Source organism: Bradyrhizobium sp. B097, from assembly GCF_038957035.1.
Lineage (GTDB): Bacteria > Pseudomonadota > Alphaproteobacteria > Rhizobiales > Xanthobacteraceae > Bradyrhizobium.
On sequence record NZ_CP152412.1, the window covers coordinates 1,049,297 to 1,074,529 of the forward strand.

Sequence of the window (25,233 nt, forward strand, 5' to 3'; positions counted from 1 at the left end):
GGGGGACGGTTTTTTGGCTTTGCCGCGTTGACCGGGGGGTACGGGACCTTTAGGTTCCGCGCCAGCCAACCGAAACCCATAAAATCAAAGCGAAAGAGGATCGATGAAGGTTCTTGTGCCGGTAAAGCGGGTCGTCGACTACAACGTCAAGGTCCGCGTCAAGAGCGATGGATCGGGCGTGGAGCTCGCCAACGTCAAGATGTCGATGAACCCGTTCGACGAAATCGCCGTCGAGGAAGCACTGCGGCTGAAGGAAGCCGGCAAGGCGACCGAAGTGGTGGTGGTGTCGATCGGACCGGCGCAGGCTTCCGAGACCATTCGCACCGGGCTCGCGATGGGCGCCGACCGCGGCATCCTGGTCAAGGCCGAAGGCAATGTCGAACCGCTCGCGGTTGCCAAGATCCTCAAGGCGGTGGTCGAGGCGGAGCAGCCCGGCCTCGTCATTCTCGGCAAACAGGCAATCGACGACGATAGCAATCAGACCGGCCAGATGCTGGCTGCGCTGCTCGGCTGGTCGCAGGCGACCTTCGCCTCCAAGCTCGAGGTCGATGGTTCTGATTTCAAGGTCACGCGCGAAGTCGACGGCGGCCTGCAGACCATCAAGCTCAAGGGCCCGGCGATCGTTACCACCGATCTCCGCCTCAACGAGCCGCGCTATGCGTCGCTGCCCAACATCATGAAGGCGAAGAAGAAGCCGATCGACGACAAGAGCGTCGCTGACTACGGCGTCGATGTCACGCCGCGTCTGGAAGTGCTGAAGACCGCGGAACCGGCAGGCCGCAAGGCGGGCGTCAAGGTCAAGGACGTCGCCGAACTCGTGAACAAGCTCAAGACCGAAGCCGGGGTTCTCTGATGACGACGCTGTTGATTGCTGAACACGACCACGAGACCCTGAAGGACTCGACCAACAAGGCGCTGACCGCGGCGAGCCAGCTCGGTGGCGACGTCCATGTGCTGGTTGCCGGTGGCGGCCAGGGCACCAAGGCGGCGGCGGAAGCCGCCGCCAAGCTTGCCGGCGTCGCCAAGGTGCTGGTGGCCGAAGGCCCCGCCTATGAGCACGACCTTGCCGAGCCGCTGGCTGCGCTGATCGTCGCGCTGGCGCCGAACTATGACGCCTTCGTCGCGCCCGCGACCTCGCGCTTCAAGAACGTGATGCCGCGCGTTGCAGCGCTGCTCGACGTCATGCAGGTCTCGGAGATCATCAAGGTCGTCGCGCCCGACACCTATGAGCGGCCGATCTATGCCGGCAACGCGATCCAGACCGTGAAGTCGAAGGACGCCAAGAAGGTGATCACGGTCCGCACCTCGACCTTCGCCGCGGCCGGCGAGGGCGGCAGCGCCGCGATCGAGAACGCCGCATCCGCCGCCGATCCGGGCCTGTCCACGTTCGTCGGCGAGGAGGTCGCCAAGAGCGACCGTCCGGAACTGACCTCGGCCAAGATCATCGTCTCGGGCGGCCGCGCCATGCAGAGCCGCGAGAACTTCGCCAAATACATCGAGCCGCTCGCCGACAAGCTCGGCGCCGGCGTCGGCGCCTCGCGCGCCGCGGTCGATGCCGGCTATGCGCCGAACGACTGGCAGGTCGGCCAGACCGGCAAGGTGGTGGCCCCGGAACTCTATGTCGCGGTCGGCATCTCCGGCGCGATCCAGCATCTGGCCGGCATGAAGGACTCCAAGGTGATCGTCGCCATCAACAAGGATGAGGACGCACCGATCTTCCAGGTCGCCGATTACGGCCTGGTCGCCGACCTCTACCAGGCGGTTCCGGAGCTGACCGAAGCGCTCGGCAAGCTCGGAAAATAAGCGACAAGACACCGGCCGGGTGGCTAAGCTCCGGCCGGTGTTGTTATTTTCGAGGCAATGATCCGGAAACGTTTTTCCGGAAGGATCATGCCCGACAGGGGAAATGGGATCGGGGTGTGATTGCCTGCAATCACATCATGCTCCCGGGAAACGTTTTCCGGCGGATTGGGCAACCCGGAAGGCTTCACTTCGGGTATCGTTGGAATTGGGCAGGCGCGACATGCGCGCCGTTCCGGTGGATGACAAGATGACGGTGGCAATCAAAAAGGTCGGCGTGATCGGTTCGGGCCAGATGGGCAATGGTATTGCCCATGTGGCGGCGCTGGCCGGTTTCGACGTGGTGCTCAATGACGTCTCCGCGGACCGGCTGAAGTCGGCGCTGGCGACCATCAACGGCAATCTGACCCGCCAGGTCGCCAAGAAGGCGATCGGCGAGGGCGAGCGCAAGCAGGCGCTCGACCGCATCGCCTCCGCCGAGACGATCGATGCGCTCGCCGATTGCGATCTCGTGATCGAGACCGCGGTCGAGAAGGAAGAAACCAAGCGCAAGATCTTCCACGACGTCTGTGCGGTGCTGAAGCCGGAAGCGATCGTCGCGACCAACTCGTCGTCGATCTCGATCACACGGCTCGCGGCCTCGACCGACCGCCCGGAAAAATTCATCGGCATTCATTTCATGAATCCGGTGCCGGCGATGGAGCTGGTCGAGCTGATCCGCGGCATCGCCACCGATGACACGACCTTCGACACCGCCAAGGCGTTCGTCGCCAAGCTCGGCAAGCAGGTCGCGGTGTCGGAAGATTTCCCCGCCTTCATCGTCAACCGCATTCTGCTGCCGATGATCAACGAGGCGATCTACACGCTGTATGAGGGCGTCGGTAACGTCGAGGCGATCGATGCCGCGATGAAGCTCGGCGCGCACCACCCGATGGGCCCGCTCGAGCTCGCCGATTTCATCGGCCTCGACACCTGCCTGTCGATCATGCAGGTGCTGCACGAGGGGCTCGCCGACTCCAAGTACCGGCCGTGCCCGCTGCTGGTGAAATACGTCGAGGCCGGCTGGCTCGGACGCAAGAGCCAGCGCGGCTTCTACGACTACCGCGGCGACAAGCCGATCCCGACGCGGTAATCCACGCGCTCTCGTCAGATCAGTGTCCGCAGCAGCGCAAGCGTCGCGGGCACGAGACCTGCAATCATCGCCACACCCATTCCAAGCCCGAGCAGATGCGCCGTCAGCGCGAGGCGCTGGCTTTGCCCGCGCGCCGTCATTGCAGCGCCTCGCAGGCGCGCTTCAGTCGCCTGCCGGCCTCCTCGATGATCGATGACGGGTTGGCGAAGCTGATCCGGATATAGGGCGACAGCCCGAGATCCTCGCCCGGGAACACCACCAGATCGGCTTGCTCAAGCAAGTAAGCCGCAAAATCGCGGTCGGTCGCGATCACCTTGCCGTTGGCAGCGCGCTTGCCGATCACGCCGGCGCAACTGACCAGCAGATAGAACGTGCCTTCGGGCGGCGTGCAGGAGAGCCCGCTGCATCCGTTCACGAGCTCGGCAAAGTGGTCACGCCTCGCGCGAAGGATGGCGGCACGCTCGGCCAGCACGTCCTGCGCACCATCGAGCGCGGCGACCGCGGCGGCCTGGCTGATCGACGAGGCGCCCGAGGTAGTCTGCGACTGGATCGTGATCATCGCGCGGATCAGCGCCGATGGGCCGGCGGCATAGCCGATCCGCCATCCCATCATGGCGTAGCTCTTGGCGAGGCCGCTGACGGTCAGCGTCCGCGGCCTCAGGCGCGGTTCGATCTGCGCAAGCGTCGGCGCAGCTCGGCCATTGAACACGATGTGCTCGTAGAGCCCGTCGGCAAGCACCCAGATATCGGGATGCTGCAAGAGGATCGCGGCGATGTCAGCCAAATCCTCCGGGGAATAGACCGCACCGGATGGATTGACCGGATTGTTGATCACGATCCAGCGCGTCCGCGCCGATATCGCCGCCTGCAAATCCTCCGCACGCAGCTTGAAGCCGTTGTTCTGCGCGCACGGCACGACCACCGGCGTCGCGCCCGCCAGCCGCACCTGATCGAGATAGGGCGCCCAATACGGTGCGGGGATGATCACCTCGTCTTCAGGCGCAAGCGTCGCCAGCAGCGCGTCGAACAGAGCCTGGGTCGAGCCGTTGGTGATAACGATCTCGTCCAGCCGATAGTCGAGGTGATGGTCGCGCAGCAGCGCGGTCTGTACCGCGCGCTTCAGCTCCGGCGTGCCGTCGACATCGGTGTAACGGGTTTCGCCGCGCAATGCCGCTTCATGCGCCGCCGCGATCACATGATCCGGCGTCGGGAAGTCGAGATTACCCGACGACAGCTCGATGATGTCGCGCCCGGCGGCGCGCAGTTCGCGGGCGCGACGGCGCAGCACCGATGCGGGTGAAGGCTTGATGCCTCCCATGCGCGGCGAGAGGATCGGTGTCGCGATCATCGGACGTACTGCGCCTCACCGTTGCCGAATGACCAGTTTTCCGGAAGCACCTCGACGAGGTTGATGAAAATGTCCTCGGCGCGCAGGCCGGGACTTTCCGTCAGCAGTCCAGCGATGCGTCGGTAGAGCTTCTGCTTCTGCGCCACCGGGCGGGTGTTGCTGACCGTGATCTGAATGATGACCAGATCGTCGCTGCGCCTGATGCCGAGATAGTCCGGGCCATAGGCGAAATCGTCGTCGTCGTCGTGCTCGGAGATCGTCATGAAGCGATCGCCGTCCGGCACATCGAAGGTTTCGCGCATGGCGCGATAGAGGCTGTCGAGAACGGCCTTGCGGTAGGCGGCGGGCTTGCCCCGCCGCAGGGAGACGCGGGTCAGCGGCATGATGATAGCTCCTGGAGGCGATCGTTGCGTTCAGCTAATCCTAGGGGCTTCTTGATCATTGAAAAACGGTATGATAACGCATTTCAATGATTGCCAATTTAAATGTCTGGCCATGAAGGCACTCGATGTCGAGGCGGTACAGGCCTTTGTCCTGGTGGCCGACCTCAGCAGCTTCACGCGCGCGGCGCAGGCCATGGAGACCACGCAGTCCGCGGTCAGCCTGAAGATCAGGCGGCTTGAAGATGGGCTCGGCCGCCGGCTGCTGGAGCGAACGCCGCGGCTGGTTCGACTGTCCGCGGAGGGCACCGCCTTCCTCGGCGCGGCGCGCAATCTGGTGGCCGCGCATCAATCGGCGCTCGGGGCGTTTGCGGTCGAGCATCGTCGGCTTGTCGTCGGCATCAGCCACCACATCGTTGGATCCGAATTGGCCTCGCTGTTGAAGCGGATGAACACCACCGATCCCGGACTGGTGATCCAGTTGCATGTCGATACGTCACGTTCGGTGCTCAGCGCATTCGACGACGGCAGGCTCGATGCTGCGATCGTGCTGCGCCACGACGCCAAGCGCCGCGATGGCGACGTGCTGTTCGAAGAACCCTTCGGCTGGATGGCCGCGCCCGATTTTCACCATCGGCCGGGCGAGCCGCTGCGCCTGGCGACGCAGGCCGAGCCTTGCAGCGTGCGCGCCATGGCGGTCGAGACTCTCGACGCCGCCGGCATCGACTGGACCGAGGCGTTCGTCGGTGGCGGGCTTGCGACGATCGGCGCCGCGATTTCCGCGGGGCTGGCCGTCGCCGCGCTGGCGCGCCGGGTGGCGCCGGCCGATACCGTCGACCTCGGGCCAAAGCTTGGCCTGCCGCCATTGCCGTCGCGCGACGTCATGCTTCACTCAAAGCTGTCGGACGCGCGGACACGGCAGGCGCTGCGCACTTTAGGTGCGGCTTTCGCGGCGAACGCGGCTTGACCTCGCAGGCATTGGCCGCTCCTCAATCTGTCAGGCGACATCCTGCGCGCTTGAGCATGTCGCGGATGATCAGCGGCGTGGCCGGTGTCTCGGTCGCGGCGGTGGCAGCCGCGCTTGCGATCGCGTCGCGCGCCTGCTGCGCGTCGAGTGTCAGCCGTCGGGCGCAGGGCGGCAGGCGGTGCGCGGCATCGAGCATCCAGCCGGCGGTTTCGCCGGTACCGGCCAGATAGGCCGTCAGCGTCTGCCGCGCAGTCGGATTGGTCGCGGCCTGGTCAAGCATGGCCGTGACCTGTGCGACCGAGATCTGTCCGCGCGATGTCGAGGGCTGCGCATGCGCCGCTGTCGTCAATAGAAGGACGGCGCAGATGGCGTGGGTGGGACGAACGAGCATACCTTCATCTCCTGAGACGTGTTGACTTGCAGATATTAATTATCGTAAAACAATAATATCAGATCAGCAATCCCGAGGTTGAGCCATGTCCCTGTCCCTCTCGTCAGAGCTTTCCCCATCCGCGTGGCCGGCCCGCCTCGAACGCATCCGCGCGGTCAGCCGCATGCTCGCCTATGCCTGCACCAGCATCTCATTCGTGCTTGCGGTCGGCTTGCTGGCCTACTGGCTGGCGAGTCCGGATGAGGCGATCCTGCGCGATGCGGGGCTGACGGGCATCGCGTTCCATCCGATCGGCTGGCTCGTCCGCCTGATGGGTCTGCTCGTCTCGGCGTTGCCGCTCGGCTGTCTGATCTGGGGCTTGTCGCGCGTGCGTCGAGCCTTCACCTCGTTCGCGGCAGGGCGCTTCTTCACGGCGGCAAACGTCGCGGGGTTGCGTGACCTGGCGATCGCGATGCTGCTCTCGACCCTGCTGAAGCCGGTGATCGGCGCGCTGCTCTCGATCCTGCTGAGCTGGCAAACCTACGCGCAGGGCAAGTCCATCGTCATCGCGCTCGGCTCCGACACGCTGCTGGCGCTGCTGTTCGCGGGTCTGGTGGCGGTGACGGCCTGGGTGATGGCCGAAGCCAATGCGATCGCCGACGAACACGCCCAATTCGTCTGAGGCCGCTGCGATGCCGATCCGGGTCCGGCTCAACGTGATGCTCGCCGAGCGCAACGTGAAATCGAAGGAGCTCGCCGAATATGTCGGAATCACCGAGGCCAATCTGTCCCTGCTCAAGCAGGGCAAGGTGAAGGGCGTCAGGTTCGATACGCTGGAGCGGATCTGCACCTATCTGAAGTGCCAGCCCGGCGACTTGCTGCGCCATGAGGACGACGATGCGTCAGCCTGACGCGGCTATCGATTCCCGGGCGAGATCGCGACCCGGGTGACGAAGCAAGACCTGCGCGGCGTTCGCGCCCTCAGTGGTAGGATATCATCGATCTACACCGCTGATTTAGGTGCGCTGGGGCGTCAGACTTCGCAAGGAGTGCGGCATGCTCGTTATTGAACTCGATGCCAAGGGCTGGCAGTCATTCCAAGATTTTAGCAATGCGCTGAAGGCGGCTCTTGGTTCGTGCGATGGCCATGGCAACAGCATAGATGCTTGGATTGATTCAATAATCTACGGTGGCATGAACGAAGTTGAGGCGCCTTACGTTGTCTGGATCACCGGAACCGCGCGGTGCGACGTAACGCTCAAAGAGGAGCTAGTGACATTCTCTGAGGCGATCAGTGAGGCGCGGGCATGGAAGCTGAAGCACCACGGGATCGACGTAGACGTGAGCTTTCGTATTCGAGACGGGTCAAGACCTTCAAATTGAGACGTCGTCGAGTGGGATCGCGCCCCGAGGACGATGCGTCAGCCTGACGCGGCCATCCGTTACCCAAGCATTAACTTTCGCGCGCTACGCAACAGCAAGTTTAGGAGTGCCGCGTATGGACATGATGAGCATGGTGTCGAGCATCTTGTCGATGCAGCAGGGCAATTTGCAGGGTGAGATCGCGACCCGCGTGACCAAGCAGAACCTCGATGCGGAAAAGTTCGCGGTTCAGACCCTGCTCGGCACGCCGTCGACCGCCAATCTCGGTCCGGGCGTCGGCGGCAACCTCAACGCCGTCGCCTGATCAGAACCCCGCCGCGGCCGGGGCTAGCGCCGCCTTCACCAGCTTGATCGCATCGTCGCTCGCCCATTCGGCGGGACCGGCGATATTGGCAATTTCGCAGCCCTTGCCGTCGACCAGCACCGAGGTCGGCATGCCGAGTGCCTTGCCGATGTTCTTAAGGTCCTGAAAGACCTTGGCTTTCTGGTCGCTGAAATAGCCGAGATTGTTCAGATTGGCTTCCTTGAGGAAGTTCTTCGGCTTGTCCGGATCGCGGGTGTCGATGTTGATCGCGACCACCTCGAAATCCTTGCCGCCGAGCTTGGTCTGCAGGCTGTCGAGCGCCGGCATTTCCTTGCGGCAGGGCACGCACCAGGTCGCCCACAAATTGACCAGCACGGTCTTGCCGCGCCAATCCGACAGTTTCTTCGGCTGGCCGTTGGCGTCCTCGAAAGTCAGGTCGGGAAGCCTGAGCGGCGTGGTCGCCATGGTCAGCGCCGCGACCTCGCCATGGGCGAGCGGGGCGATCTTCTTCGCCAGATCCACCGCGCTGTTGCAGGCGACGTCGCCGCCGGCGGGATGCCGGAGGCCGGAGACCCCGACATAGCCGATCACGGCCCCGGCCAGCACGGCGCCGATCACCAGCGGGATGCGCCATTTGGCCGTCGGCTTGGCGGTCGGTTCGGATGGGGTCGTCTCGGGCATATCGTTTGTCATCCTGGGTCAGATATGGCTATGCAGTGCCGGGAATACGTCCGGAACCGCCATGCTGTTTCGCCACTACGGCTAAAGAAACAGCACGGCCTGAAATACAAATTCGTGAGCGAGATGTCATGAGCAACAAGATGTGGGGCGGCCGGTTCTCGGAGCGTCCCGACGCCATCATGGAGGAAATCAACGTCTCCATCGACGTCGACCGTCACCTTTACGCCCAGGACATTGCCGCGTCCAAGGCCCACGCCGCGATGCTCGCTGCGCAGGGCATCATCACCTCAGCTGATGCGAAAAATATCGGCAAAGGTCTAGACACGATTTTGTCAGAAATCGGCAAGGGCGATTTCGACTTCAAGCGCGCGCTCGAGGACATCCATATGAATGTCGAGTCGCGGCTGTCCGAACTGATCGGGCCCGCGGCGGGCCGGCTGCACACCGCGCGCTCGCGCAACGACCAGGTCGCGACCGATTTCCGGCTCTATGTCCGCGACACCATCGACGAGACAAATGCCGCGCTGGCCGCGTTCCAGCAGGCGCTGGTTACCCGCGCGCTGGAGCATGCCGGAACCGTGATGCCGGGCTTCACCCATCTGCAGACCGCGCAGCCCGTGACGTTCGGTCATCACTTGCTGGCCTATGTCGAGATGGCCGGCCGCGACCGCGGCCGCTTTGCCGATGCGCGCAAGCGGCTGAACGAATCGCCGCTGGGCGCCGCCGCGCTCGCCGGCACCTCGTTTCCGATCGACCGCACTGCGACCGCCAGGGCGCTCGGCTTCGACCGGCCGATGGCCAATTCGCTCGACGCGGTGTCCGATCGCGATTTCGTGCTGGAAACGCTGTCGGCGGCCGCGATCTGCGCGGTGCATATGTCCCGCTTCGCCGAGGAGATCGTGATCTGGACCTCGCCCTTGGTCGGTCTCGTCAGGCTCAGCGACAAGTTCACCACGGGCTCGTCGATCATGCCGCAGAAGCGCAACCCGGACGCGGCCGAGCTCGTGCGCGCCAAGACCGGCCGCGTGATCGGTGCGCTCACCGCGCTCCTGATCGTGATGAAGGGCCTGCCGCTCGCCTATCAAAAGGACATGCAGGAGGACAAGCAGGGCGCCATGGAGGCGTTCGAGGCGCTGTCGCTCGCAATCCGCGCCATGACCGGCATGGTCGAGGATCTGGTGCCGGACGAAGCCAAGATGAAGGCCGCGGCCGGCGAGGGCTATGCCACCGCGACTGACCTGGCCGACTGGCTGGTGCGCACCCTGAAAATGCCGTTCCGCGACGCCCACCACGTGACCGGGCGCATCGTCGGCCTGGCCTCGGCACAGGGCGTGGCGCTGCACGAACTGCCGCTCAAGGCCATGCAGGAGGTCGAGCCGAAGATTACGGCAGAGGCACTGAAGGTGCTGAGCGTCGAATCCTCGGTCAAGAGCCGCACCTCGTTCGGTGGTACCGCGCCGAAGAATGTGATGGCGCAGGCCAAAGCCTGGGCCAAGCGGCTGGAAAAAGAGCGAAAATTGGGCTGATCCGGAAAATTTGGTCGTGATTTCTCAGGCCTCCGCCTCTCGCCAGAGCATGCCAATGTTTGTATGGTGCCGTCCGAATTGGGGAATTCGTCGTGATTAGCAAGAACCGCCTGACCCCCTCGGGATGGGCCATCATTGTGCTGAGCGCTGCAACGCTTGCGCTCGGCGGCTGCGGCCGCAAGGGACCGCTCGACCTGCCGCCGACCGCGAACGCCGCGCCGGCCGCAGCACCGGGCGACACCGAGCGCGAGCGCGCGGAACAGCCCAGCGTGTTCAATCCGACCTATGGCTCGGATGCCGCGCCGGCGGCGTCGAAAGGCAATAAACGGTCGTTCGTGCTCGATCCGCTGCTCGGTAACTAGTATTTAAAAGCCTGTCATGAACCATTTCGACTATCGCAACGGCGTGCTGCATGCCGAGGCGGTCAATCTCATTGAGCTGGCGGAGGCCGTCGGCACGCCGTTCTATTGCTATTCGACCGCGACGCTGGAGCGCCACTACCGCGTCTTCACCGAGGCCTTTGCCGGCGAGAAGGCGCTCGTCTGCTACGCGATGAAGGCCAACTCCAACCAGTCGGTGCTGCGCACGCTGGCCAAGCTCGGCGCCGGCGCCGACGTGGTGTCGGGCGGTGAGTTGAAGCGGGCGCTGGCGGCCGGCATCCCGCCGTCGAAGATCCTGTTCTCCGGCGTCGGCAAGACCGAAAGCGAGCTGCGTGCCGCGCTCGCCGCCGACATTCTCTGCATCAATATCGAGTCCGAGCCCGAGCTCGAGATGCTGTCGCGCCTGGCGGTCGAGATGAAGACGACCGCGCGCATCTCGGTGCGGGTCAATCCCGACGTCGATGCCGGCACCCACGCCAAGATCTCGACCGGCAAGTCGGAGAACAAGTTCGGCATTCCGATCGCGCGCGCCCGCGAGGTCTATGCCCGCGCGGCGAAGCTGCCGGGCATCAAGGTTACCGGCACCGATGTCCATATCGGCAGCCAGATCACGGATCTCGGTCCGCTGGAGGCGGCGTTCCGGCTGCTCGCCGAATTCGTGCAGACGCTGCGCGCCGACGGCCACAACATCTCGCATGTCGATTTCGGCGGCGGCCTCGGCATTCCCTATTACATGGATCGCGCCGCGCCGCCGGCACCGGCCGCCTACGCCGCGATGGTCAAGCGCGTCACCCATAATCTCGGCTGCACGCTGATGTTCGAGCCGGGCCGCCTGATCGTCGGCAATGCCGGCATCCTCGTCACCCGCGTGATCCATGTGAAGCCGGGCGATGCCAAGAACTTCGTGATCATCGACGCCGCGATGAACGACCTGATCCGGCCGACGCTATATGAGGCGCATCACGATATCCTGCCGGTGCGCCGGCCTGCGGAGGGCACGCCGACCATGGTCGCCGACGTGGTCGGCCCGGTCTGCGAGACCGGCGACTATCTCGCGCTCGACCGTTCGCTGCCGCAGCCGAAGGCCGGCGATCTGCTGGCCGTCATGACCGCCGGCGCCTATGGCGCGGTGCAGGCCGGCACCTACAACACGCGGCCACTGGTGCCGGAAGTGCTGGTCAAGGACGACCAGTACGCCGTGGTCCGCCCGCGCATCGACGTCGACGCGCTGATCGCGATGGACAAGCCCGCGCCGTGGCTGTGAGGCACCGATAGCCCCTCATGCTCGTGTCGTCCCTGCGAAAGCAGGGACCCATAACCACCGCTTGTTGTGTTTGCAGTTAGCTGGGGCCCCAGCCCCTCAAACCACAAACGCCTGTGGTTATGGTTCCCGGGTCGCGCTTCGCTTGCCCGGGACGACAGCATTTATTTGTCGACAGGAGATATCAAAAACGCCGGCAAGCCCGGAAGCTTGCCGGCATCGCGTGCCTCACGGCCCGTATTTCGGGGCCGGCGTCTGGTTGAACTCGTGGTCGTGTGCGACACAGGTGAAATTCGCTGCAATGCTGCTGCTGCCGCTGCCGTTGTACTGTGCGACTTTCGGGAAGACGCAGAGCGGCCGCGTGAACTGGACCGCGGGCGGCGTATCGGCAACGAACTTTGTGGCGAGGATGGTTTCCGGCGCCGTGCCGTTCTCGACCCAGTTGACCAGCGGAGTGAGCGCGTCGAACGTGTTGGGACCGGGCCCTCCGGAACAGTGGTACATCCCAGGCACCATGAACAGCCGCGCGTAGCTCTGGGTCCGCCGCAGCGCCGGGTTGCCACCCGGGAAGAAGCCGGCGGGCTGGAAGCCGTGGCCTTCGTTGCCGACCAGGGCATTGAAGTAGTTGATGCTGCTCTGCGACGGGATCAGCGGGTCGGCCCAGCCGTGATACATGATGAGCTTGCCGCCATGCTCGCGGAACTCGCCGAGATCGGTGCTGGTTGCGTTCAGCACCTCGGCGAGCTGATCGTCGACCTTGTCGACCGCGCGGTGAAAGTCGAAATTCGCAAAATTGACCTTGCTTGACGGGTAGCCGAAGCTCGGGCCGAACACCCAGTAGAACAGGCCGTCGAAGGCCGGTTCGGGAAGTTGCTCCTGGAACGCAAGGCCGAGTGCGAGCACGTCGTCGGTCTCGTTGCCGCGCTCGGAGCCCGGATTGATGATCTGCCCGTTCACCGGGTCGATCGTGCCCGCGTAGTATTTCTGCATGGTCGTGACCTGATCGGCCGTCAGGCATGCCGGCGGCTGCTTGCCGCCGGTGCACAGCAACGACTTCGGATCGAAACCACAATCGCGCGGATCGGTCAGGAACTGGTCGGTGCCGGCGCCGCCGTCGTGGCCGACGCACTGCTTGAGCACCGTCTGGTTGATCAGCGTCATCTGGCCTGGCTGGATGAACCGGCCGGGGCTCGCATGCGCGTTCTGCCAGCCCGCAAGCCCCGCCATATGCAGGTGGGTGCGGTTGAACGCCGCCGCGCCCGCCAGGATGCCGTCATAGTCGTCGGGGAAGCGCTGCGCCTCCATCAAGGCATTCTGGCCGCCGGTGGAGCAGCCGGCGAAGTAGGCCGTCTTCGCGCGCTGCCCATAGAACGCGTTGGCGATCTCCTTGCCGCGCACGGTCATCAGGTGAATGGCCCGGAAGCCGAAATCCTTGATCCGCTCGGGATGTCCGAACAGGCCGGTCGACGGAGCGGCCGGATCGCCGAACTCGGTCGCGAGCGGATTGCCCATGTTGCCGTTCGAGCCGCAGAACAGCGGATTGCATCCCGAGGATCCGGTGCCGAGGTCGCTGTTGGTCGCGGCAAAGCCGGCCTTGATGCCGCTCGCAAGCTCGCTGTAGGTGATGTCGCCCTGGAATCCGCCGCCGCCGGTGCCCAGGAACCTGCCGTTCCACGTGCCCTCGGGCAGCCAGACCTCGATCTTGATACTGGAATCCGAACTCGGCGTAAGGGTTGCGGTCACCCGGCAGAACGGGGGAAGACCGGTGATCGTGGTCGGCGGGTTGCCGGGAACGACGAACGTTCCGGTGCCATTGTCGGTCGCCGAATTGATGACGGTGTGCTGCAGTTGCAAGGATTGCAGATTGCTGCACGGCGTCGCCATGGCTGGCGAGGCCGCGATCACGATGCCGGCAAACAGGGCCATGCTCGCGCCGACACGATAGGGTCGATGACGCCTCATTCTATCCTCCCCGATTTTTGCAGTTTTGTAGGGAAGACAGGATAGCTGGCCGAGATGACAACTTGAGGATGACGGGGAGCGATGGCGTTCGCGCTCCTTGTCGCAATGCACAAGCCCGCGCCGTGGTTGTGAGGCACTGAGCGTGCCGCACCAACGGTGTCGTCCTGGCGAAGGCCAGGACCCATAGCCACCACTAATGCTTGTCTTGCCGCGCTGGGGCTCCAGCTTCGCTAGCCGCGAACGCCGGTGGTAATGGGTCCTGGCTTTCGCCAGGACGACGCGGCTTATTTGGCGGCGTGACTGCCTTTTCCACCGCCGCCGACGATCACGCCCGCGGCCTTTTCGATCGGCTTGATCGCCGCGGTGAAATCCGACTCCGGTCCCTCGTCGCGGATGATGACTTCCCAGAGCCGGCCGACCGCTTCGGCGACTTCCATCGACAGCCCGAGCGAGCGCATCTCCTCGACCGCGAGCCGCACGTCCTTCACCATCAGGCCGGTGGCGAAGCCGAAGTCGAAGCTGCGCGGCAGCACCGAACGCGGAAACTTGTCGCGACTCGCGGTGTTCAGCCCCGAGCCCGCGTTGATGACGTCGATCATCACGGCCGGATCGAGCCCGGACTTCACGCCCATCACCACCGCTTCCGAGGTCGCAACCATCGCGGTCGCCGACAGGAAGTTGTTGGCGAGCTTCATGGTCTGACCGGAGCCCGGCTTGGTGCCGATGAAGAACACCTTGCCGATGACGTCGAGCGCGGATTTTACCAGCTCGAAATCGGCGCGCGGGCCCGACACCATCACGGCCAGCGTGCCCTTCTCGGCGCCGGAGACGCCGCCGGAGACCGGGCTGTCGATCTGCACGATGTTCTTCTTCGCCAGCAGATCGTGGATCTTCACCGCCATCTGCGAGCCGACGGTGGAGAGATCGATGAAGCGCTTGACGCGCTTGCCCTCGATCACGCCGCCAGCGCCGGTCGCAACCTCGAGCGAGGCCTGCAGCGAGGGCAGGCTCGCCATCACGGTCTCGACGCGGTCGGCGATATCCTTGGGCGACGTCGCAGCCGCGGCGCCGAGCGCAACCAGCTGATCGACGGCGTCCTTGCGCATGTCGAACACGGTGAGCTTGTGGCCGGCCTCGATCAGCCGGCGCGCCATCGGGAAGCCCATCTTCCCGAGGCCGATGAATCCGATTTCCATTTCTCGTTTCCTCTACGTCGTTATGTGCCGAGCCGCGCGCCCCACATTCGATGTCGTCCCTGCGAAGGCAGGGACCCATAACCCCAGGACTAAGTTGTTTGGTTTAGCTGGGGCCACAGCCGTCGTAACGACAACGAGCTGTGGTTATGGGTCCCGGCTCGCGCTTCGCTTGGCCGGGACGACAACGAGTGGAGTTCGCTCACGCCTTGTTGTCGAGTTCGGCGAACACCTCGCGCGCGATACGGAAACTGTCGACGCCGGCGGGAATGCCGGCATAGATCGAGACCTGCATGAAGATCTCGCGGATCTCGTCGCGCGACACGCCGTTGGTTAGCGCGCCCTTGATGTGCGCCTTCAGCTCGTGCGGCCGGTTCAGGATCGAGATCATGGCGAGGTTGAGCATGCTGCGCGTCTTGCGCGGCAATTCCTCGCGGCCCCAGACCGCGCCCCAGCAATATTCCGTGACGAGTTCCTGGAACGGCTTGTTGAAGCTGTCGGAGTTCTTCAGCGCATTGTTGACATAGGCCTCGCCGAGCACCGCCTTGCGGATTTCGAGCCCCTTGTCGTGTGTTTTTTGGTCCATGTCGTTTCCTCATGCGTAAGGCGTTGGTTCGGCCGGGACGTTACGGGGTCGAACCGCCGCAGTCACGCCTTCGTGTTATGCGTATTTCCCGGTGTGGGTTACGTCCCGGAACGGGTGCCTCAAAGCCGCCGCTGTGCTAGGCTGACCTGCCGGCTACCCCGGAGATCTTATTGAGCGGAGCCAACATCGACCCGTCCGAGAACCCGTCACGCGCCGCCCGCGACAGCGATGCGGACGCGCGGCTGAAGCTGACGCAGTTGAAGCTGACCGAGGCTCTGCAGCGGGCGAAATTCGCGATTGCGTGGGAACGGGCGTGGCCGCATCTGGCGCGGTTCCTGACGGTCGCCGGTCTGTTCCTGGTCGCGTCCTGGGCCGGGCTGTGGCTGGTGCTGCCGTTTGCCGCACGCGTGGCCGGCGCCGCCCTGTTCGGCATTGCCGCGCTCGCGGCGCTGTTGCCGCTGGTTCGCTTCCGCTGGCCGAGCCGCGAGGAGGGGTTGAGTCGGCTCGACCGCGGCGCCGGCGTCCGCCATCGCCCCGCGACCACGCTCTCCGACACGCTCACCAACAAGGATCCGTTCGCACTGGCGCTGTGGCAGGCGCAGCGCGAGCGCACGCTGGCCTCCATCAAGCGCATCCGCGCCGGCCTGCCGCGGCCGCGGGTCTCGCTGCACGACCCCTGGGCGCTGCGCGCGCTGGTCATCGTGATGCTGGTCGCGACCTATGTCGCCGCCGGCGACGAGCGCGGCCTGCGGGTCGCCTCCGCGTTCGACTGGAACGGCATCATGGCGCCGGCCAATGTCCGGGTCGACGCCTGGGTGACGCCGCCGAACTACACCGGCAAGCCGCCGATCATCCTGTCCAACGCCAACAAGGACGCGGCCGCGGCCGACACCACCCCGCTCGCGGTTCCGGCCGGCAGCACGCTGCTGGTGCGCTCCAGCGGCGGTACCATCGACGTCGTGGTCGGTGGCGGCGTCGCCGAGGTCGCGCCGGAGGGGCAGGCGCCCAAGGGCACCAATGAGCGGCATTTCAAGATCACCGGCGACGGCACCGCGCATGTCCGCGCCCCGGCCGGGCAGCCGCAGTGGAAGTTCACCGCGACGCCGGACCGCCCGCCGTCGATCGCGCTCGCCAAGGATCCGGAGCGGCAGGCGCGCGGCGCCCTGCAGATGTCCTACAGGCTCGAGGACGATTACGGCGTCACCGAAGCGCGCGCGCAGTTCGCGGCGCGGCCGGCCGATGCGCCGAAAGATGCCGACGGCAAGGCCGCGCAGCCGCGTCCGCTGTTCGAGCCGCCGCAATTTCCGCTGGTGCTGCCGAATGCGCGCACCCGCAACGGCGTCGGCCAGACCGTCAAGGACCTCAGCGAGGACCCTTACGCCGGCGCCGATGTGACGCTGACGCTGACCGCGAAGGACGAGGCCGGCAATGAGGGCAAGAGCGAGCCGTTCAACATGCGGCTGCCCGAGCGGCTGTTCACCAAGCCGCTGGCGCGCGCGCTGATCGAGCAGCGCCGCATCCTGGCGCTCGATGCCAACCAGAACGGCCAGGTCTACGCCGCGCTTGACGCGCTGATGATCGCGCCGGAAATGTTCATGCCGGAAACCGGCTATTACCTCGGCCTCCACACCGTGAGCCGCCAGCTCGAGGCGGCGCGCACCGACGACCAGCTGCGTGAGGTCGTCGCCAGCCTGTGGGCGCTCGCCGTCACCATCGAGGACGGCAACATCAGTGACGTCGACAAGGCGCTGCGCGCGGCGCAGGACGCGCTCAAGCAGGCGCTGGAGCGCGGCGCGAGCGACGAGGAGATCAAGAAGCTCACCGACAATCTGCGCGCGGCGCTGGACAATTTCCTGCGCCAGATGGTCGAGCAGTTCCGCAACAATCCGCAGCAGCTCGCGCGCCCGCTCGATCCCAATGCCAAGGTCCTGAGCCAGCAGGATCTCAAGAACATGCTCGATCGCATGGAGCGGCTGTCGCGCTCCGGCGACAAGGATGCGGCGCGGCAGCTGCTGGAGCAGATGCAGCAGATGCTGGAAAACCTGCAGATGGCGCAGCCCAACCAGGGCGACGACGACATGCAGCAGTCGCTCAACGAGCTCGGCGACATGATCCGCAAGCAGCAGCAGTTGCGCGACAAGACCTTCAAGCAGGGCCAGGATTCCCGCCGTGACCGCATGCGCGGCAAGCAGGGCGACCAGTCGATGGGCGATCTGCAGCAGGATCAGCAGGCGCTGCGCGACCGCCTGAAGAAGCTGCAGGAAGAGCTCGCCAAGCGCGGCATGGGTCCGGAGCAGCGTGGCCAGAAGGGCCAGAAGGGGCAAGGCCAGAAGGGCGATCAGGCGCAGCAGGGCGACCAGGGCGGCGATCAGGGTGATGACGACGGCGACGGGCTCGACCAGGCGGACTCCGCGATGGGCGATGCCTCCGGACGGCTCGGCGAGGGCAATGCCGACGGTGCGGTGGATTCGCAAGGCCGCGCGCTGGATGCGCTGCGCAAGGGCGCGCAGAGCCTCGCCGACGCGATGCAGCAGGGCGACGGCGACCAGCCGGGCGATGGCCCGGGCAACCGCGCCGGCCGCCAGCAGAGCGGTGGCAACCAGACCGATCCGCTCGGCCGTCCACTGCACGGCCGCGAATTCGGCGACGACTACACGGTGAAGATTCCCGGCGAGATCGACGTCCAGCGCGTGCGCAGGATTCTCGAAGAGCTGCGCCGCCGCCTCGCCGATCCGTCACGCCCGCAGATCGAGCTCGACTACATCGAGCGGCTGCTGAAGGATTATTGAGGCTCAATTGTCATTGCGAGGAGCGCAGCGACGAAGCAATCCATGCTTCCGCCTGCGTTGAACCGTGGATTGCTTCGCTTCGCTCGCAATGACGGAGGCGAAGGTCCCGCGCCCTCCACTGTCATCGCCCGGCCTCGACCGGGCGATCCAGTATTCCAGAGACTCTTGTGATTGAATCGAGGAGCCGCGGCGTACTGGATGCCCCGCCTTCGTGGGGCATGACACCCGCAATGACGGCTAGCTCGCCTTCCTTGCCGCCAGCGCATCCGCCACCGCGGTGCGGATATCAGCCACAGAGAACGGCTTGGTCACCACGTCGTGCACGATCGCTTCGAGGCCGGAGGCGCGCTCGCGCTGGTGGGCGAAGCCGGTCATCAGCAGGATCTTCAATGCGGGGAAGTCGCGGGCCGCGGTCAGGGCCAGCGCGATGCCGTCCATGACAGGCATCTGGATGTCGGTGAGCAGGAGGTCGAACGCGCCTTCATCGCGCGTCAGCATCTCCAGCGCCTCGGCGCCGTCCTGCGCGGTCACGGTCTCATGGCCGTCCATGGCGATGGCGCGCGCGACCAGCGAGCGCATCGAGTCTTCGTCGTCGGCGATCAGAACACGCGTCATGGTGATGGTCGGTTTCCGAAAGTGGTGGCCGTCAGCCTCAGGCGCGGCCGCCGGTGAGATCATGCTTGTTGAAGAAGCGTACGTCGATATTGCGGCCTTCGGGCGGCGGCGAGGCGAGGCGCGATTTGAAGAAGGCGCGCTCGCCGGGATTGAGCACCGGCTGCTCCAGCACTGCATTCCAGGCATAGATCTCGGCGCCCTGGGCGTCGCGGACCGAGAAACGCAGCCGCGGCAGTTCGACCGGCTTCCGGGTCTGGCCGACGATCATGCCCTCGATCACCAGCACCGGCTTGCCGTCCACGGTCTCGTTGGTGATCTTGAGGTCCTTGAAGGCAAGCCCGCGCAAATTCACGTCGAGCCCGACCATCTTGTAGAACAGCGCGGTCTGCGGCAGCAGCCGCACCACGTCGTTGCGCCAGACGAACAGCGCAATGATCAGCGCGCCCATCGCGGCGCAGGTGGTCGGCAGGGCGCCGATCACGGGCATGAAGGGAATCCGGGGCAGGGAGGGCAGGCGGAACAGGCGGGGAAGCCGCGGCAGGCGGAAGCGGCGCTTTGCGGCGTCCTGGGTGCCGGCATGGGCCGCGGCATCCGCCTCGGCCACCGCCGGCCATTCCGTGGCGGCGTCCCCGTCGGCGGGTAAATCGGCCGAAATCGAGGGGCTCTCGACCATCGGGGTCGCGTCGGCCTCCTCGCGGCCCATCGCGTCCCATTCGGCGGCGAGATTGGAGCCCGCGGCCTCGTAGGCCAAGGTGGGTGCGGTCGCCCCGATCGCGTCCTCCGGCCGGGCCAGCCAGACCTCGCGGCAGCGGGAACAGCGGACCGTGCGTCCGGCCTCGCCCAGGGTGGCCGGATTGATGGCGTAGGATGTTGTACAATGCGGGCAGACGATATGCATATGGAGCCGAATCTCCACCGTGTGGTATGCCCGGATGCTACCGAGCGACCGTTAACGAATCGGAAACCATAACCGACGCACAAGCTTTCTGTGCGGTTCGCGGCCGCTCGGCGGGTGTTCGGGCCGCCGTCTTTGTTGGGTATTGGGCCACAGGCCCTCTCGAACGGAGCTAGCGCATTGGTTCGGTTCGAAAATGTCGGTCTGCGCTACGGGCTCGGCCCGGAGATTTTGCGCGACCTCTCCTTCATGATCCCGGCGCACTCGTTCCAGTTTCTCACCGGGCCGTCCGGCGCGGGCAAGACCTCGCTGCTGCGGCTGTTGTTCCTGTCGCTGCGGCCGACCCGCGGGCTGGTCAACTTGTTCGGCAAGGACGTCTCCCTGCTGAGCAAGGACCAGGTCGCCGACCTGCGCAAGCGGATCGGCATCGTGCTGCAGGATTTCCGCCTGCTCGACCACATGACGACCTACGAGAACGTCGCGCTGCCGTTCCGCGTGATGGGCCGCGAGGAATCGACCTACCGCCGCGAGGTGATCGACCTCTTGAAATGGGTCGGCCTCGGCGAGCGCATGGATGCGCTGCCGCCGATCCTGTCGGGCGGCGAGAAGCAGCGCGCGGCGATCGCGCGCGCGGTGATCTCGCGGCCGCAATTGCTGCTGGCGGACGAGCCGACCGGCAGCGTCGACCCGACGCTCGGGCGCCGCCTGTTGCGGCTGTTCATCGAGCTCAACAAATCGGGCACCGCTGTTATCATCGCGACCCACGACATCACTTTGATGGACCAATACGAGGCGCGGCGGCTGGTGCTGCATCAGGGACGGCTGCACATCTATGAGTAGGAGCGGCGACGAGAAAGTGTCGTTGGTCGATCTCGGGCGCGAGCGCCCGCAGGTCCCGGCCACCGCGCGCAACATGTCGCCTATCGTGCCGCGCGCCTCGATCTCCGGCCGCGCGCTGGTCGCGGTGGTCGCCATCATGACCTTCCTCGCCTCGCTGACGACCGGCACCGTGCTGCTGGTCAGCGCGTCGGCGGCCGAATGGCAGTCGGAAGTGTCGAGCGAGATCACCATCCAGGTGCGCCCCGCGCCGGGCCGCGACCTTGACCGCGATGCGCAGGCCGCCGTAGAGGCGATGCGGGCGCAGTCCGGCATTCTCGAAGTCCGTCCGTTCAGCAAGGAGGAATCCGCCAAGCTGCTGGAGCCGTGGCTCGGCAGCGGGCTTTCGATCGACGAGTTGCCGGTGCCGCGCGTGATCGTGGCGCGGGTGCAGCCGGGCACCACGCTCGACCTCGCCGCGTTGCGCGCGCGGGTGACGCAGGTGGCGCCGACCGCGAGCGTCGACGATCACCGCGCCTGGATCGAGCGCATGCGCTCGATGACCGGCGCCACGGTGTTTGCCGGGGTCGGCATCCTGATCCTCGTGATCATCGCCACCATCATCTCGGTATCGTTCGCGACCCGCGGCGCGATGGCGTCCAACCGTCCGATCGTCGAGGTGCTGCATTTCGTCGGCGCCAGCGACAGCTTCATTGCCAACCGCTTCCTGCGGCATTTCCTCCGGCTCGGCCTCGAGGGCGGGCTGATCGGCGGCGGCGCGGCGATGCTGGCGTTCGGCTTCTCCGAGTCGATCGCCAACTGGTTCTCCGGCACGCCGGTGGGCGACCAGTTCGCGGCGCTGCTCGGCACGTTCTCGCTGCGTCCGTCGGGCTACCTCGTCCTGGCGTTGCAGGCGGTGCTGATCGCGGCGATCACCGCATGGGCGTCGCGGCGCACCCTGTTTGCCACGCTCGACGACATCGACTGACGGCCCGCGGCGTCGCAATCATGGGGCCGGTTTCGTGATCGCGTTTCGTCGCCAGAGTGTGATTTCGCGCGCATCGGCGTGGCCCGGGCCGGGCAAAACCGGTTTCCACTTTTCCGGATCATGCTCTAAAATCCCCGGGGGGAAGGATATCAGCATCACATGAGTTTGCAGCCCGACGATACGTCGCCGAAAGGCCATGCCGCGCAGCCGCGCGGCTGGCTGCGCGTCGTCATCGTCGTGCCGCTGGCGCTTGCCTTCGTTGCCGCCGCGGTCGGCTTCATCGGCTTCCTGTCGCAATTGCGCGGCGTCGAGACCGACCCGCCGCACAATGCCGACGGCATCGTGGTGCTGACCGGCGGCTCGTCGCGGGTGTCCGACGCGATGGAGCTGTTGGCCGCGGGCTACGGCAAGCGCCTCTTGATCTCCGGCGTGCATCCGACCAACGACGCCAACGACATTTCGCGCTCGGTTCCGGACAGCCAGGGGCTGATGCGGTGCTGCGTCGATCTCGACCGTTCGGCGGTGAACACCCGCAGCAATGCGGCGGAGACGCGGCGCTGGGCGCACGAGCGCGGCTTCAAGTCGCTGATCGTGGTGACCTCGAATTACCACATGCCGCGCGCGATCGTGGAACTGTCACATGCGATGCCGGATGTCACGCTGATTCCGTTCGCGGTGGTCGGCGACAAATGGCGCGACGAGCCGTGGTGGACGAGTGGCGGAACGTTCCGTCTCTTGCTATCGGAATACGCCAAATATGTCGCTGCGGAGATGCGGGTGCGGCTGGCCGATATCGGCCTCGACCTGACCTCCGATCTTGCCGAGCCGGCAGTCGCGCCACGCCGCCCGGCAACGGCGCAGGCGGACAGGGACTAGGCATGATCCGGAAAGGTGCGGAGCGGTTTTCCTTCGCGACAAGCGCGGAACGCGTTTGCGCGGAGATCATGCTCAAACAAGGACTGAAATGATTTTCCTGCGCTCGCTGATCTTCAACGTACTGTTCTACCTGGTGCTGGTGCTGCTCTGCATCGTCGCGCTGCCGGCGCTGCTGCTGCCGCGCGCCGCGATGATGGCGATCGAGGCCGCGTGGGCCAACGCCAGCCTGTTCCTGATGCGCGTGATCTGCAACATCCGGATCGAGTTCCGCGGCGTCGAGAAAATTCCGAGCGGGCCGCTGGTCGTCGCCTCCAAGCACCAGTCATTCTGGGAGACGTTCGCGCTGGTGCGCTTCTTCGAGCATCCGCTGTTCATCCTCAAGCGCGAGCTGATGATGATCCCGGTGTTCGGCTGGTACCTGAAGAAGGTCGGCATGATCTCGGTCGAGCGCGGCGGCGGCCCGCGCTCGCTGATCAAGACGCTGAAGCGCGCGGCAGCCGAAGTGAAGCTCGGCCGCCAGCTCGTGATCTTTCCGGAGGGCACCCGCACCGCGCCCGGCGCTGCGCCGAACTACAAGGCCGGCGTCGCGCAGATCTACGCCGAGAGCGGCGTGCCGTGCCTGCCGATCGCGCTCAATTCCGGGCTGTTCTGGCCGCGCCGCACCTTCATGCGCTATCCCGGCACGCTGGTGGTCGAATTCCTCGATCCATTGCCGGCCGGCCTGCCACGCGACGAGTTCATGACCCGCCTGCGCGAGGCGATCGAAACCGCCACCACCCGCATCGTCGATGCCGGCCGCGCCGAGCAGGCGAAATTGTTCGGCGGTGTGCCGAGTGCGGCGAAGGGGTAGGCGGAGAGTTACCGCATCACGAACGGATTCGCCGGCACGTCGGTCGCGGTCGAGATCCAGACGCTCTTGGTTTCCTGATATTCGCGCACCGCGTCGATGCCGCTTTCGCGGCCGACGCCGGAGAACTTCATGCCGCCGAACGGCATCATGTAGCTGATGGCGCGGTAGGTGTTGACCCACACGGTGCCGGCGCGGAGCTGCTTCGGCACGCGGATGGCGCGCGCGAGATCCTTGGTCCAGATGCCGGCGGCAAGGCCGTAGATCGTGTCGTTGGCGATGCGGATGGCGTCTTCCTCGGTGTCGAAGGAGATGATCGACAGCACCGGGCCGAACACCTCCTCGCGGGCGATCCGCATGGTGTTGTCGACATCGGTGAAGATGGTCGGCTCGACGAACTGGCCGCCCTTGATACCCTCGCCGGAGGCCGGCTTGCCGCCGAGCAGGCAGCGCGCGCCTTCGGCTTTCGCGATATCGATATAGTCGAGCACCTTCTTGTACTGCGCGGGCGTCGTGATCGGGCCGACATTGGTGTCGGCTTGCATGGGATCGCCGATCTTGGCGGATTTCGCCAGCTCCAGCACGCGCGCGACGAACTTCTCCTTGATCGAGTTCTGCACCAAGAGGCGCGAACCGGCGATGCAGGTCTGGCCGGTGGCGGCGAAGATGCCGGAGATCGCGCCGGCCGCAGCCGCCGTCAGGTCGGCATCCTCGAACACGATGTTGGGCGACTTGCCACCGAGCTCGAGCGAGACGCGTTTGAGGCTCTTGGCCGCGGTCTCGTAGACCTTTGCGCCGGTGGTGTCCGATCCGGTGAAGGTGATCTTGGCGACGCCGGGATGCGAGATCAATGCGGAGCCTGCCTCCGGCCCGAAGCCGGTCACCACGTTGAAGATGCCGTCGGGAATTCCGGCTTCCTTGGTCAGCGCCGCGAATTCGAGCGTGCTGGCCGAGGTGAATTCCGAGGGCTTGACCACCACCGCGCAACCGGCGGCGAGCGCGGCGGCGCATTTCCAGGCGACGAACAGCAGCGGCGAATTCCAGGCGGTCAGCGCCGCGACGACGCCGACCGGCTCATGCGTCGTGTAGGCAAACGTATCCGCCTTGTCGATCGGCACCAGGCCGCCCTCGAGCTTGTCGACGAGGCCGCCGAAATACCACCACCACTCCGGATGGTAGCGGAGCTGGCCCAGCATCTCGGCCATCAGCTTGCCGTTGTCGCGCACCTCGATCTCGGCGAGACGCTCCGCGTTGGCCGCGACGAGGTCGCCGAGCTTGCGCATCACCTTGCCGCGCGCGGACGCCGTCATCTTCGCCCACGGGCCGCGCCACATCGCCTCATTGGCGGCTTTCACCGCCTTGTCGGCATCGGCCGCCGAGCCGCGCGGAATTTTGGCCCAGGCCTCGCCGCGATAGGGATCGATGCTGTCGAACCACTCGCCATTGGCGGGATCGACATACTGGCCGTTGATGTAGAGCTGATAGGTCTTCATGACATCCTCCCGCAAGGCGACGGTTCTGGTTGGCGAGACCGTATCACGCATTGCGCGACGCCGTCATAACGCAGCCGCGGGAATGGGTTGCAGGCAGTGTGGGCCGGCATCAGCCGTGCGGCGCGGCAAGCTCCGCGGCAATGATCGCGCCGAGCGCCATGTCGCTCTGCTGGCCAAAACCGTGATGCACGATGTTGCCGTCGCGGCCGATCAGGATGCTGGTCGGGGTTCCCTGCATGCCGTAGCGCTGCATGGTGACGGGGATCGGCGTGCCGTCGCCGGCCTCGTCGACGCCGATCGGGAAGGTCAGCCGGTATTCGTGGATGAAGGCTTCCAACGATACCGGCGTCATCGCCGCGTGGTGCTCGAACACGGTGTGCAGCCCGATCACCTGCAGGTCCGAATGCTTGAATAGCTCGAACGCGCGCTGTGTCTGCGGCGTGCCGTGGCTGACGCAGCCGGGACACAGCATCTGGAAGGCGTGCAGCAGCACCGGGCGGCCGCGCAGCGCGGCCAGGGTCAGGGGCTCGCCGGCGTTGAACCAGCGCGAGGCGGCGATTTCAGGTGCTGGAGTCACGGCTTGGTTCCTTGCGTCCGCCCACCGCGCAAGGTTGGCAAGATCGCGGTCGGCCTGTCAACGC

28 protein-coding genes are annotated in these 25,233 nt (G+C 65.6%); 16 read left to right on the forward strand and 12 right to left on the reverse strand.

Going from position 1 to position 25,233, the window contains the following annotated elements:
• Positions 1 to 103 precede the first annotated feature (103 nt).
• From AAFG07_RS04750 to AAFG07_RS04760, 3 genes are all read left to right on the forward strand, one after another.
• Entirely contained in the window at positions 104 to 853 is a 750-nt protein-coding gene (locus AAFG07_RS04750) for an electron transfer flavoprotein subunit beta/FixA family protein (protein WP_342726232.1), read from the forward strand.
• Positions 853 to 1,803 (forward strand): FAD-binding protein, encoded by a 951-nt coding sequence (locus AAFG07_RS04755; RefSeq protein ID WP_212318268.1) that lies wholly within the window; start codon positions 853 to 855, stop codon positions 1,801 to 1,803. Before AAFG07_RS04750 ends, AAFG07_RS04755 begins: the two co-directional genes overlap by 1 nt.
• Before the next feature lie 247 nt (positions 1,804 to 2,050).
• Positions 2,051 to 2,932 (forward strand): 3-hydroxybutyryl-CoA dehydrogenase, encoded by an 882-nt coding sequence (locus AAFG07_RS04760; RefSeq protein WP_342726233.1) that lies wholly within the window; start codon positions 2,051 to 2,053, stop codon positions 2,930 to 2,932.
• 14 nt (positions 2,933 to 2,946) lie between these two features.
• Here the strand turns inward: AAFG07_RS04760 and AAFG07_RS04765 are convergent, their stop codons facing one another.
• From AAFG07_RS04765 to AAFG07_RS04775, 3 genes are read right to left on the reverse strand one after another with little or no spacing between them, the layout of a single operon-like run.
• A complete protein-coding gene (locus AAFG07_RS04765; protein ID WP_342726234.1) occupies positions 2,947 to 3,072 on the reverse strand; it encodes a hypothetical protein in 126 nt (41 codons plus the stop codon).
• Entirely contained in the window at positions 3,069 to 4,280 is a 1,212-nt protein-coding gene (locus AAFG07_RS04770) for a pyridoxal phosphate-dependent aminotransferase (protein ID WP_342726235.1), read from the reverse strand. The genes AAFG07_RS04765 and AAFG07_RS04770 overlap by 4 nt, the downstream gene beginning before the upstream one ends.
• Positions 4,277 to 4,663 carry a tautomerase family protein gene (locus tag AAFG07_RS04775; protein ID WP_342726236.1) on the reverse strand — a complete coding sequence of 129 codons (387 nt, stop codon included), beginning with the start codon at positions 4,661 to 4,663 and terminating at the stop codon, positions 4,277 to 4,279. Before AAFG07_RS04775 ends, AAFG07_RS04770 begins: the two co-directional genes overlap by 4 nt.
• A gap of 112 nt (positions 4,664 to 4,775) precedes the next feature.
• Between AAFG07_RS04775 and AAFG07_RS04780 the strand changes: the two genes are divergently transcribed.
• Positions 4,776 to 5,627, forward strand: coding sequence for a LysR substrate-binding domain-containing protein (locus tag AAFG07_RS04780; protein ID WP_342726237.1), 852 nt, complete (start codon positions 4,776 to 4,778; stop codon positions 5,625 to 5,627).
• A 22-nt stretch (positions 5,628 to 5,649) separates the two neighbouring features.
• On the opposite strand, the gene AAFG07_RS04785 is transcribed toward AAFG07_RS04780, so the two are convergent.
• Positions 5,650 to 6,018, reverse strand: a complete 369-nt coding sequence (locus tag AAFG07_RS04785; protein WP_342726238.1) for a chlorophyllide reductase — start codon at positions 6,016 to 6,018, stop codon at positions 5,650 to 5,652.
• A gap of 85 nt (positions 6,019 to 6,103) precedes the next feature.
• On the opposite strand from AAFG07_RS04785, the gene AAFG07_RS04790 reads away from it, so the two are divergent.
• The 4 genes from AAFG07_RS04790 to AAFG07_RS04805 all read left to right on the forward strand — a co-directional run bounded on the left by AAFG07_RS04790 (position 6,104) and on the right by AAFG07_RS04805 (position 7,684).
• Positions 6,104 to 6,679 carry a DUF2975 domain-containing protein gene (locus AAFG07_RS04790; RefSeq protein ID WP_342726239.1) on the forward strand — a complete coding sequence of 192 codons (576 nt, stop codon included), beginning with the start codon at positions 6,104 to 6,106 and terminating at the stop codon, positions 6,677 to 6,679.
• Positions 6,680 to 6,689: 10 nt separating this feature from the next.
• Positions 6,690 to 6,908 carry a helix-turn-helix transcriptional regulator gene (locus AAFG07_RS04795; RefSeq protein ID WP_021079458.1) on the forward strand — a complete coding sequence of 73 codons (219 nt, stop codon included), beginning with the start codon at positions 6,690 to 6,692 and terminating at the stop codon, positions 6,906 to 6,908.
• 145 nt (positions 6,909 to 7,053) lie between these two features.
• The gene (locus AAFG07_RS04800) at positions 7,054 to 7,380 is read left to right on the forward strand and encodes a barstar family protein (RefSeq protein ID WP_342726240.1); all 327 of its coding nucleotides are present in this window, start codon (positions 7,054 to 7,056) and stop codon (positions 7,378 to 7,380) included.
• A gap of 115 nt (positions 7,381 to 7,495) precedes the next feature.
• Positions 7,496 to 7,684: a putative motility protein gene (locus AAFG07_RS04805; RefSeq protein WP_097673948.1), complete on the forward strand. Its 189-nt coding sequence runs from the start codon at positions 7,496 to 7,498 to the stop codon at positions 7,682 to 7,684.
• Here the strand turns inward: AAFG07_RS04805 and AAFG07_RS04810 are convergent, their stop codons facing one another.
• Positions 7,685 to 8,365 carry a TlpA disulfide reductase family protein gene (locus tag AAFG07_RS04810; RefSeq protein ID WP_342726241.1) on the reverse strand — a complete coding sequence of 227 codons (681 nt, stop codon included), beginning with the start codon at positions 8,363 to 8,365 and terminating at the stop codon, positions 7,685 to 7,687.
• 128 nt (positions 8,366 to 8,493) lie between these two features.
• Here AAFG07_RS04810 and argH point away from each other — a divergent pair, with 128 nt between their 5' ends.
• The 3 genes from argH (at position 8,494) to lysA (ending at position 11,535) form a co-directional block, all read left to right on the forward strand.
• Complete coding sequence (gene argH / locus AAFG07_RS04815) at positions 8,494 to 9,891, forward strand: argininosuccinate lyase (protein ID WP_342726242.1); 1,398 nt, start codon at positions 8,494 to 8,496, stop codon at positions 9,889 to 9,891.
• 92 nt (positions 9,892 to 9,983) lie between these two features.
• Positions 9,984 to 10,253: a lipoprotein gene (locus AAFG07_RS04820; RefSeq protein WP_342726243.1), complete on the forward strand. Its 270-nt coding sequence runs from the start codon at positions 9,984 to 9,986 to the stop codon at positions 10,251 to 10,253.
• 16 nt (positions 10,254 to 10,269) lie between these two features.
• Entirely contained in the window at positions 10,270 to 11,535 is a 1,266-nt protein-coding gene (gene lysA, locus AAFG07_RS04825) for a diaminopimelate decarboxylase (RefSeq protein WP_342726244.1), read from the forward strand.
• A gap of 225 nt (positions 11,536 to 11,760) precedes the next feature.
• On the opposite strand, the gene AAFG07_RS04830 is transcribed toward lysA, so the two are convergent.
• From AAFG07_RS04830 to AAFG07_RS04840, 3 genes are all read right to left on the reverse strand, one after another.
• The gene (locus AAFG07_RS04830; protein ID WP_342726245.1) at positions 11,761 to 13,494 is read right to left on the reverse strand and encodes a tannase/feruloyl esterase family alpha/beta hydrolase; all 1,734 of its coding nucleotides are present in this window, start codon (positions 13,492 to 13,494) and stop codon (positions 11,761 to 11,763) included.
• A gap of 284 nt (positions 13,495 to 13,778) precedes the next feature.
• Complete coding sequence (locus AAFG07_RS04835) at positions 13,779 to 14,690, reverse strand: NAD(P)-dependent oxidoreductase (RefSeq protein ID WP_342726246.1); 912 nt, start codon at positions 14,688 to 14,690, stop codon at positions 13,779 to 13,781.
• A 199-nt stretch (positions 14,691 to 14,889) separates the two neighbouring features.
• A complete protein-coding gene (locus AAFG07_RS04840; RefSeq protein ID WP_018268955.1) occupies positions 14,890 to 15,273 on the reverse strand; it encodes a carboxymuconolactone decarboxylase family protein in 384 nt (127 codons plus the stop codon).
• A gap of 170 nt (positions 15,274 to 15,443) precedes the next feature.
• Here AAFG07_RS04840 and AAFG07_RS04845 point away from each other — a divergent pair, with 170 nt between their 5' ends.
• A complete protein-coding gene (locus tag AAFG07_RS04845; RefSeq protein ID WP_342726247.1) occupies positions 15,444 to 18,062 on the forward strand; it encodes a TIGR02302 family protein in 2,619 nt (872 codons plus the stop codon).
• Positions 18,063 to 18,299: 237 nt separating this feature from the next.
• Here AAFG07_RS04845 and AAFG07_RS04850 read toward each other — a convergent pair whose 3' ends face one another.
• Both AAFG07_RS04850 and AAFG07_RS04855 read right to left on the reverse strand, forming a co-directional pair.
• Positions 18,300 to 18,677, reverse strand: a complete 378-nt coding sequence (locus AAFG07_RS04850) for a response regulator (protein WP_097674090.1) — start codon at positions 18,675 to 18,677, stop codon at positions 18,300 to 18,302.
• A gap of 37 nt (positions 18,678 to 18,714) precedes the next feature.
• A complete protein-coding gene (locus tag AAFG07_RS04855) occupies positions 18,715 to 19,575 on the reverse strand; it encodes an MJ0042-type zinc finger domain-containing protein (protein ID WP_342726248.1) in 861 nt (286 codons plus the stop codon).
• A gap of 177 nt (positions 19,576 to 19,752) precedes the next feature.
• On the opposite strand from AAFG07_RS04855, the gene ftsE reads away from it, so the two are divergent.
• From ftsE to AAFG07_RS04875, 4 genes are all read left to right on the forward strand, one after another.
• Positions 19,753 to 20,412 (forward strand): cell division ATP-binding protein FtsE, encoded by a 660-nt coding sequence (gene ftsE / locus AAFG07_RS04860; protein WP_021079468.1) that lies wholly within the window; start codon positions 19,753 to 19,755, stop codon positions 20,410 to 20,412.
• The gene (locus AAFG07_RS04865) at positions 20,405 to 21,376 is read left to right on the forward strand and encodes an ABC transporter permease (protein ID WP_342726249.1); all 972 of its coding nucleotides are present in this window, start codon (positions 20,405 to 20,407) and stop codon (positions 21,374 to 21,376) included. The genes ftsE and AAFG07_RS04865 overlap by 8 nt, the downstream gene beginning before the upstream one ends.
• Positions 21,377 to 21,535: 159 nt before the next feature.
• On the forward strand, positions 21,536 to 22,252 hold the full coding sequence (locus tag AAFG07_RS04870; protein WP_342726250.1) for a YdcF family protein: 717 nt from the start codon (positions 21,536 to 21,538) through the stop codon (positions 22,250 to 22,252).
• A gap of 88 nt (positions 22,253 to 22,340) precedes the next feature.
• On the forward strand, positions 22,341 to 23,102 hold the full coding sequence (locus AAFG07_RS04875; protein WP_342726251.1) for a lysophospholipid acyltransferase family protein: 762 nt from the start codon (positions 22,341 to 22,343) through the stop codon (positions 23,100 to 23,102).
• 8 nt (positions 23,103 to 23,110) lie between these two features.
• On the opposite strand, the gene AAFG07_RS04880 is transcribed toward AAFG07_RS04875, so the two are convergent.
• A complete protein-coding gene (locus AAFG07_RS04880; RefSeq protein WP_342726252.1) occupies positions 23,111 to 24,592 on the reverse strand; it encodes an aldehyde dehydrogenase in 1,482 nt (493 codons plus the stop codon).
• A gap of 109 nt (positions 24,593 to 24,701) precedes the next feature.
• On the reverse strand, positions 24,702 to 25,169 hold the full coding sequence (locus AAFG07_RS04885) for a TlpA disulfide reductase family protein (protein ID WP_342726253.1): 468 nt from the start codon (positions 25,167 to 25,169) through the stop codon (positions 24,702 to 24,704).
• Between the last annotated feature and the right edge of the window lie 64 nt (positions 25,170 to 25,233).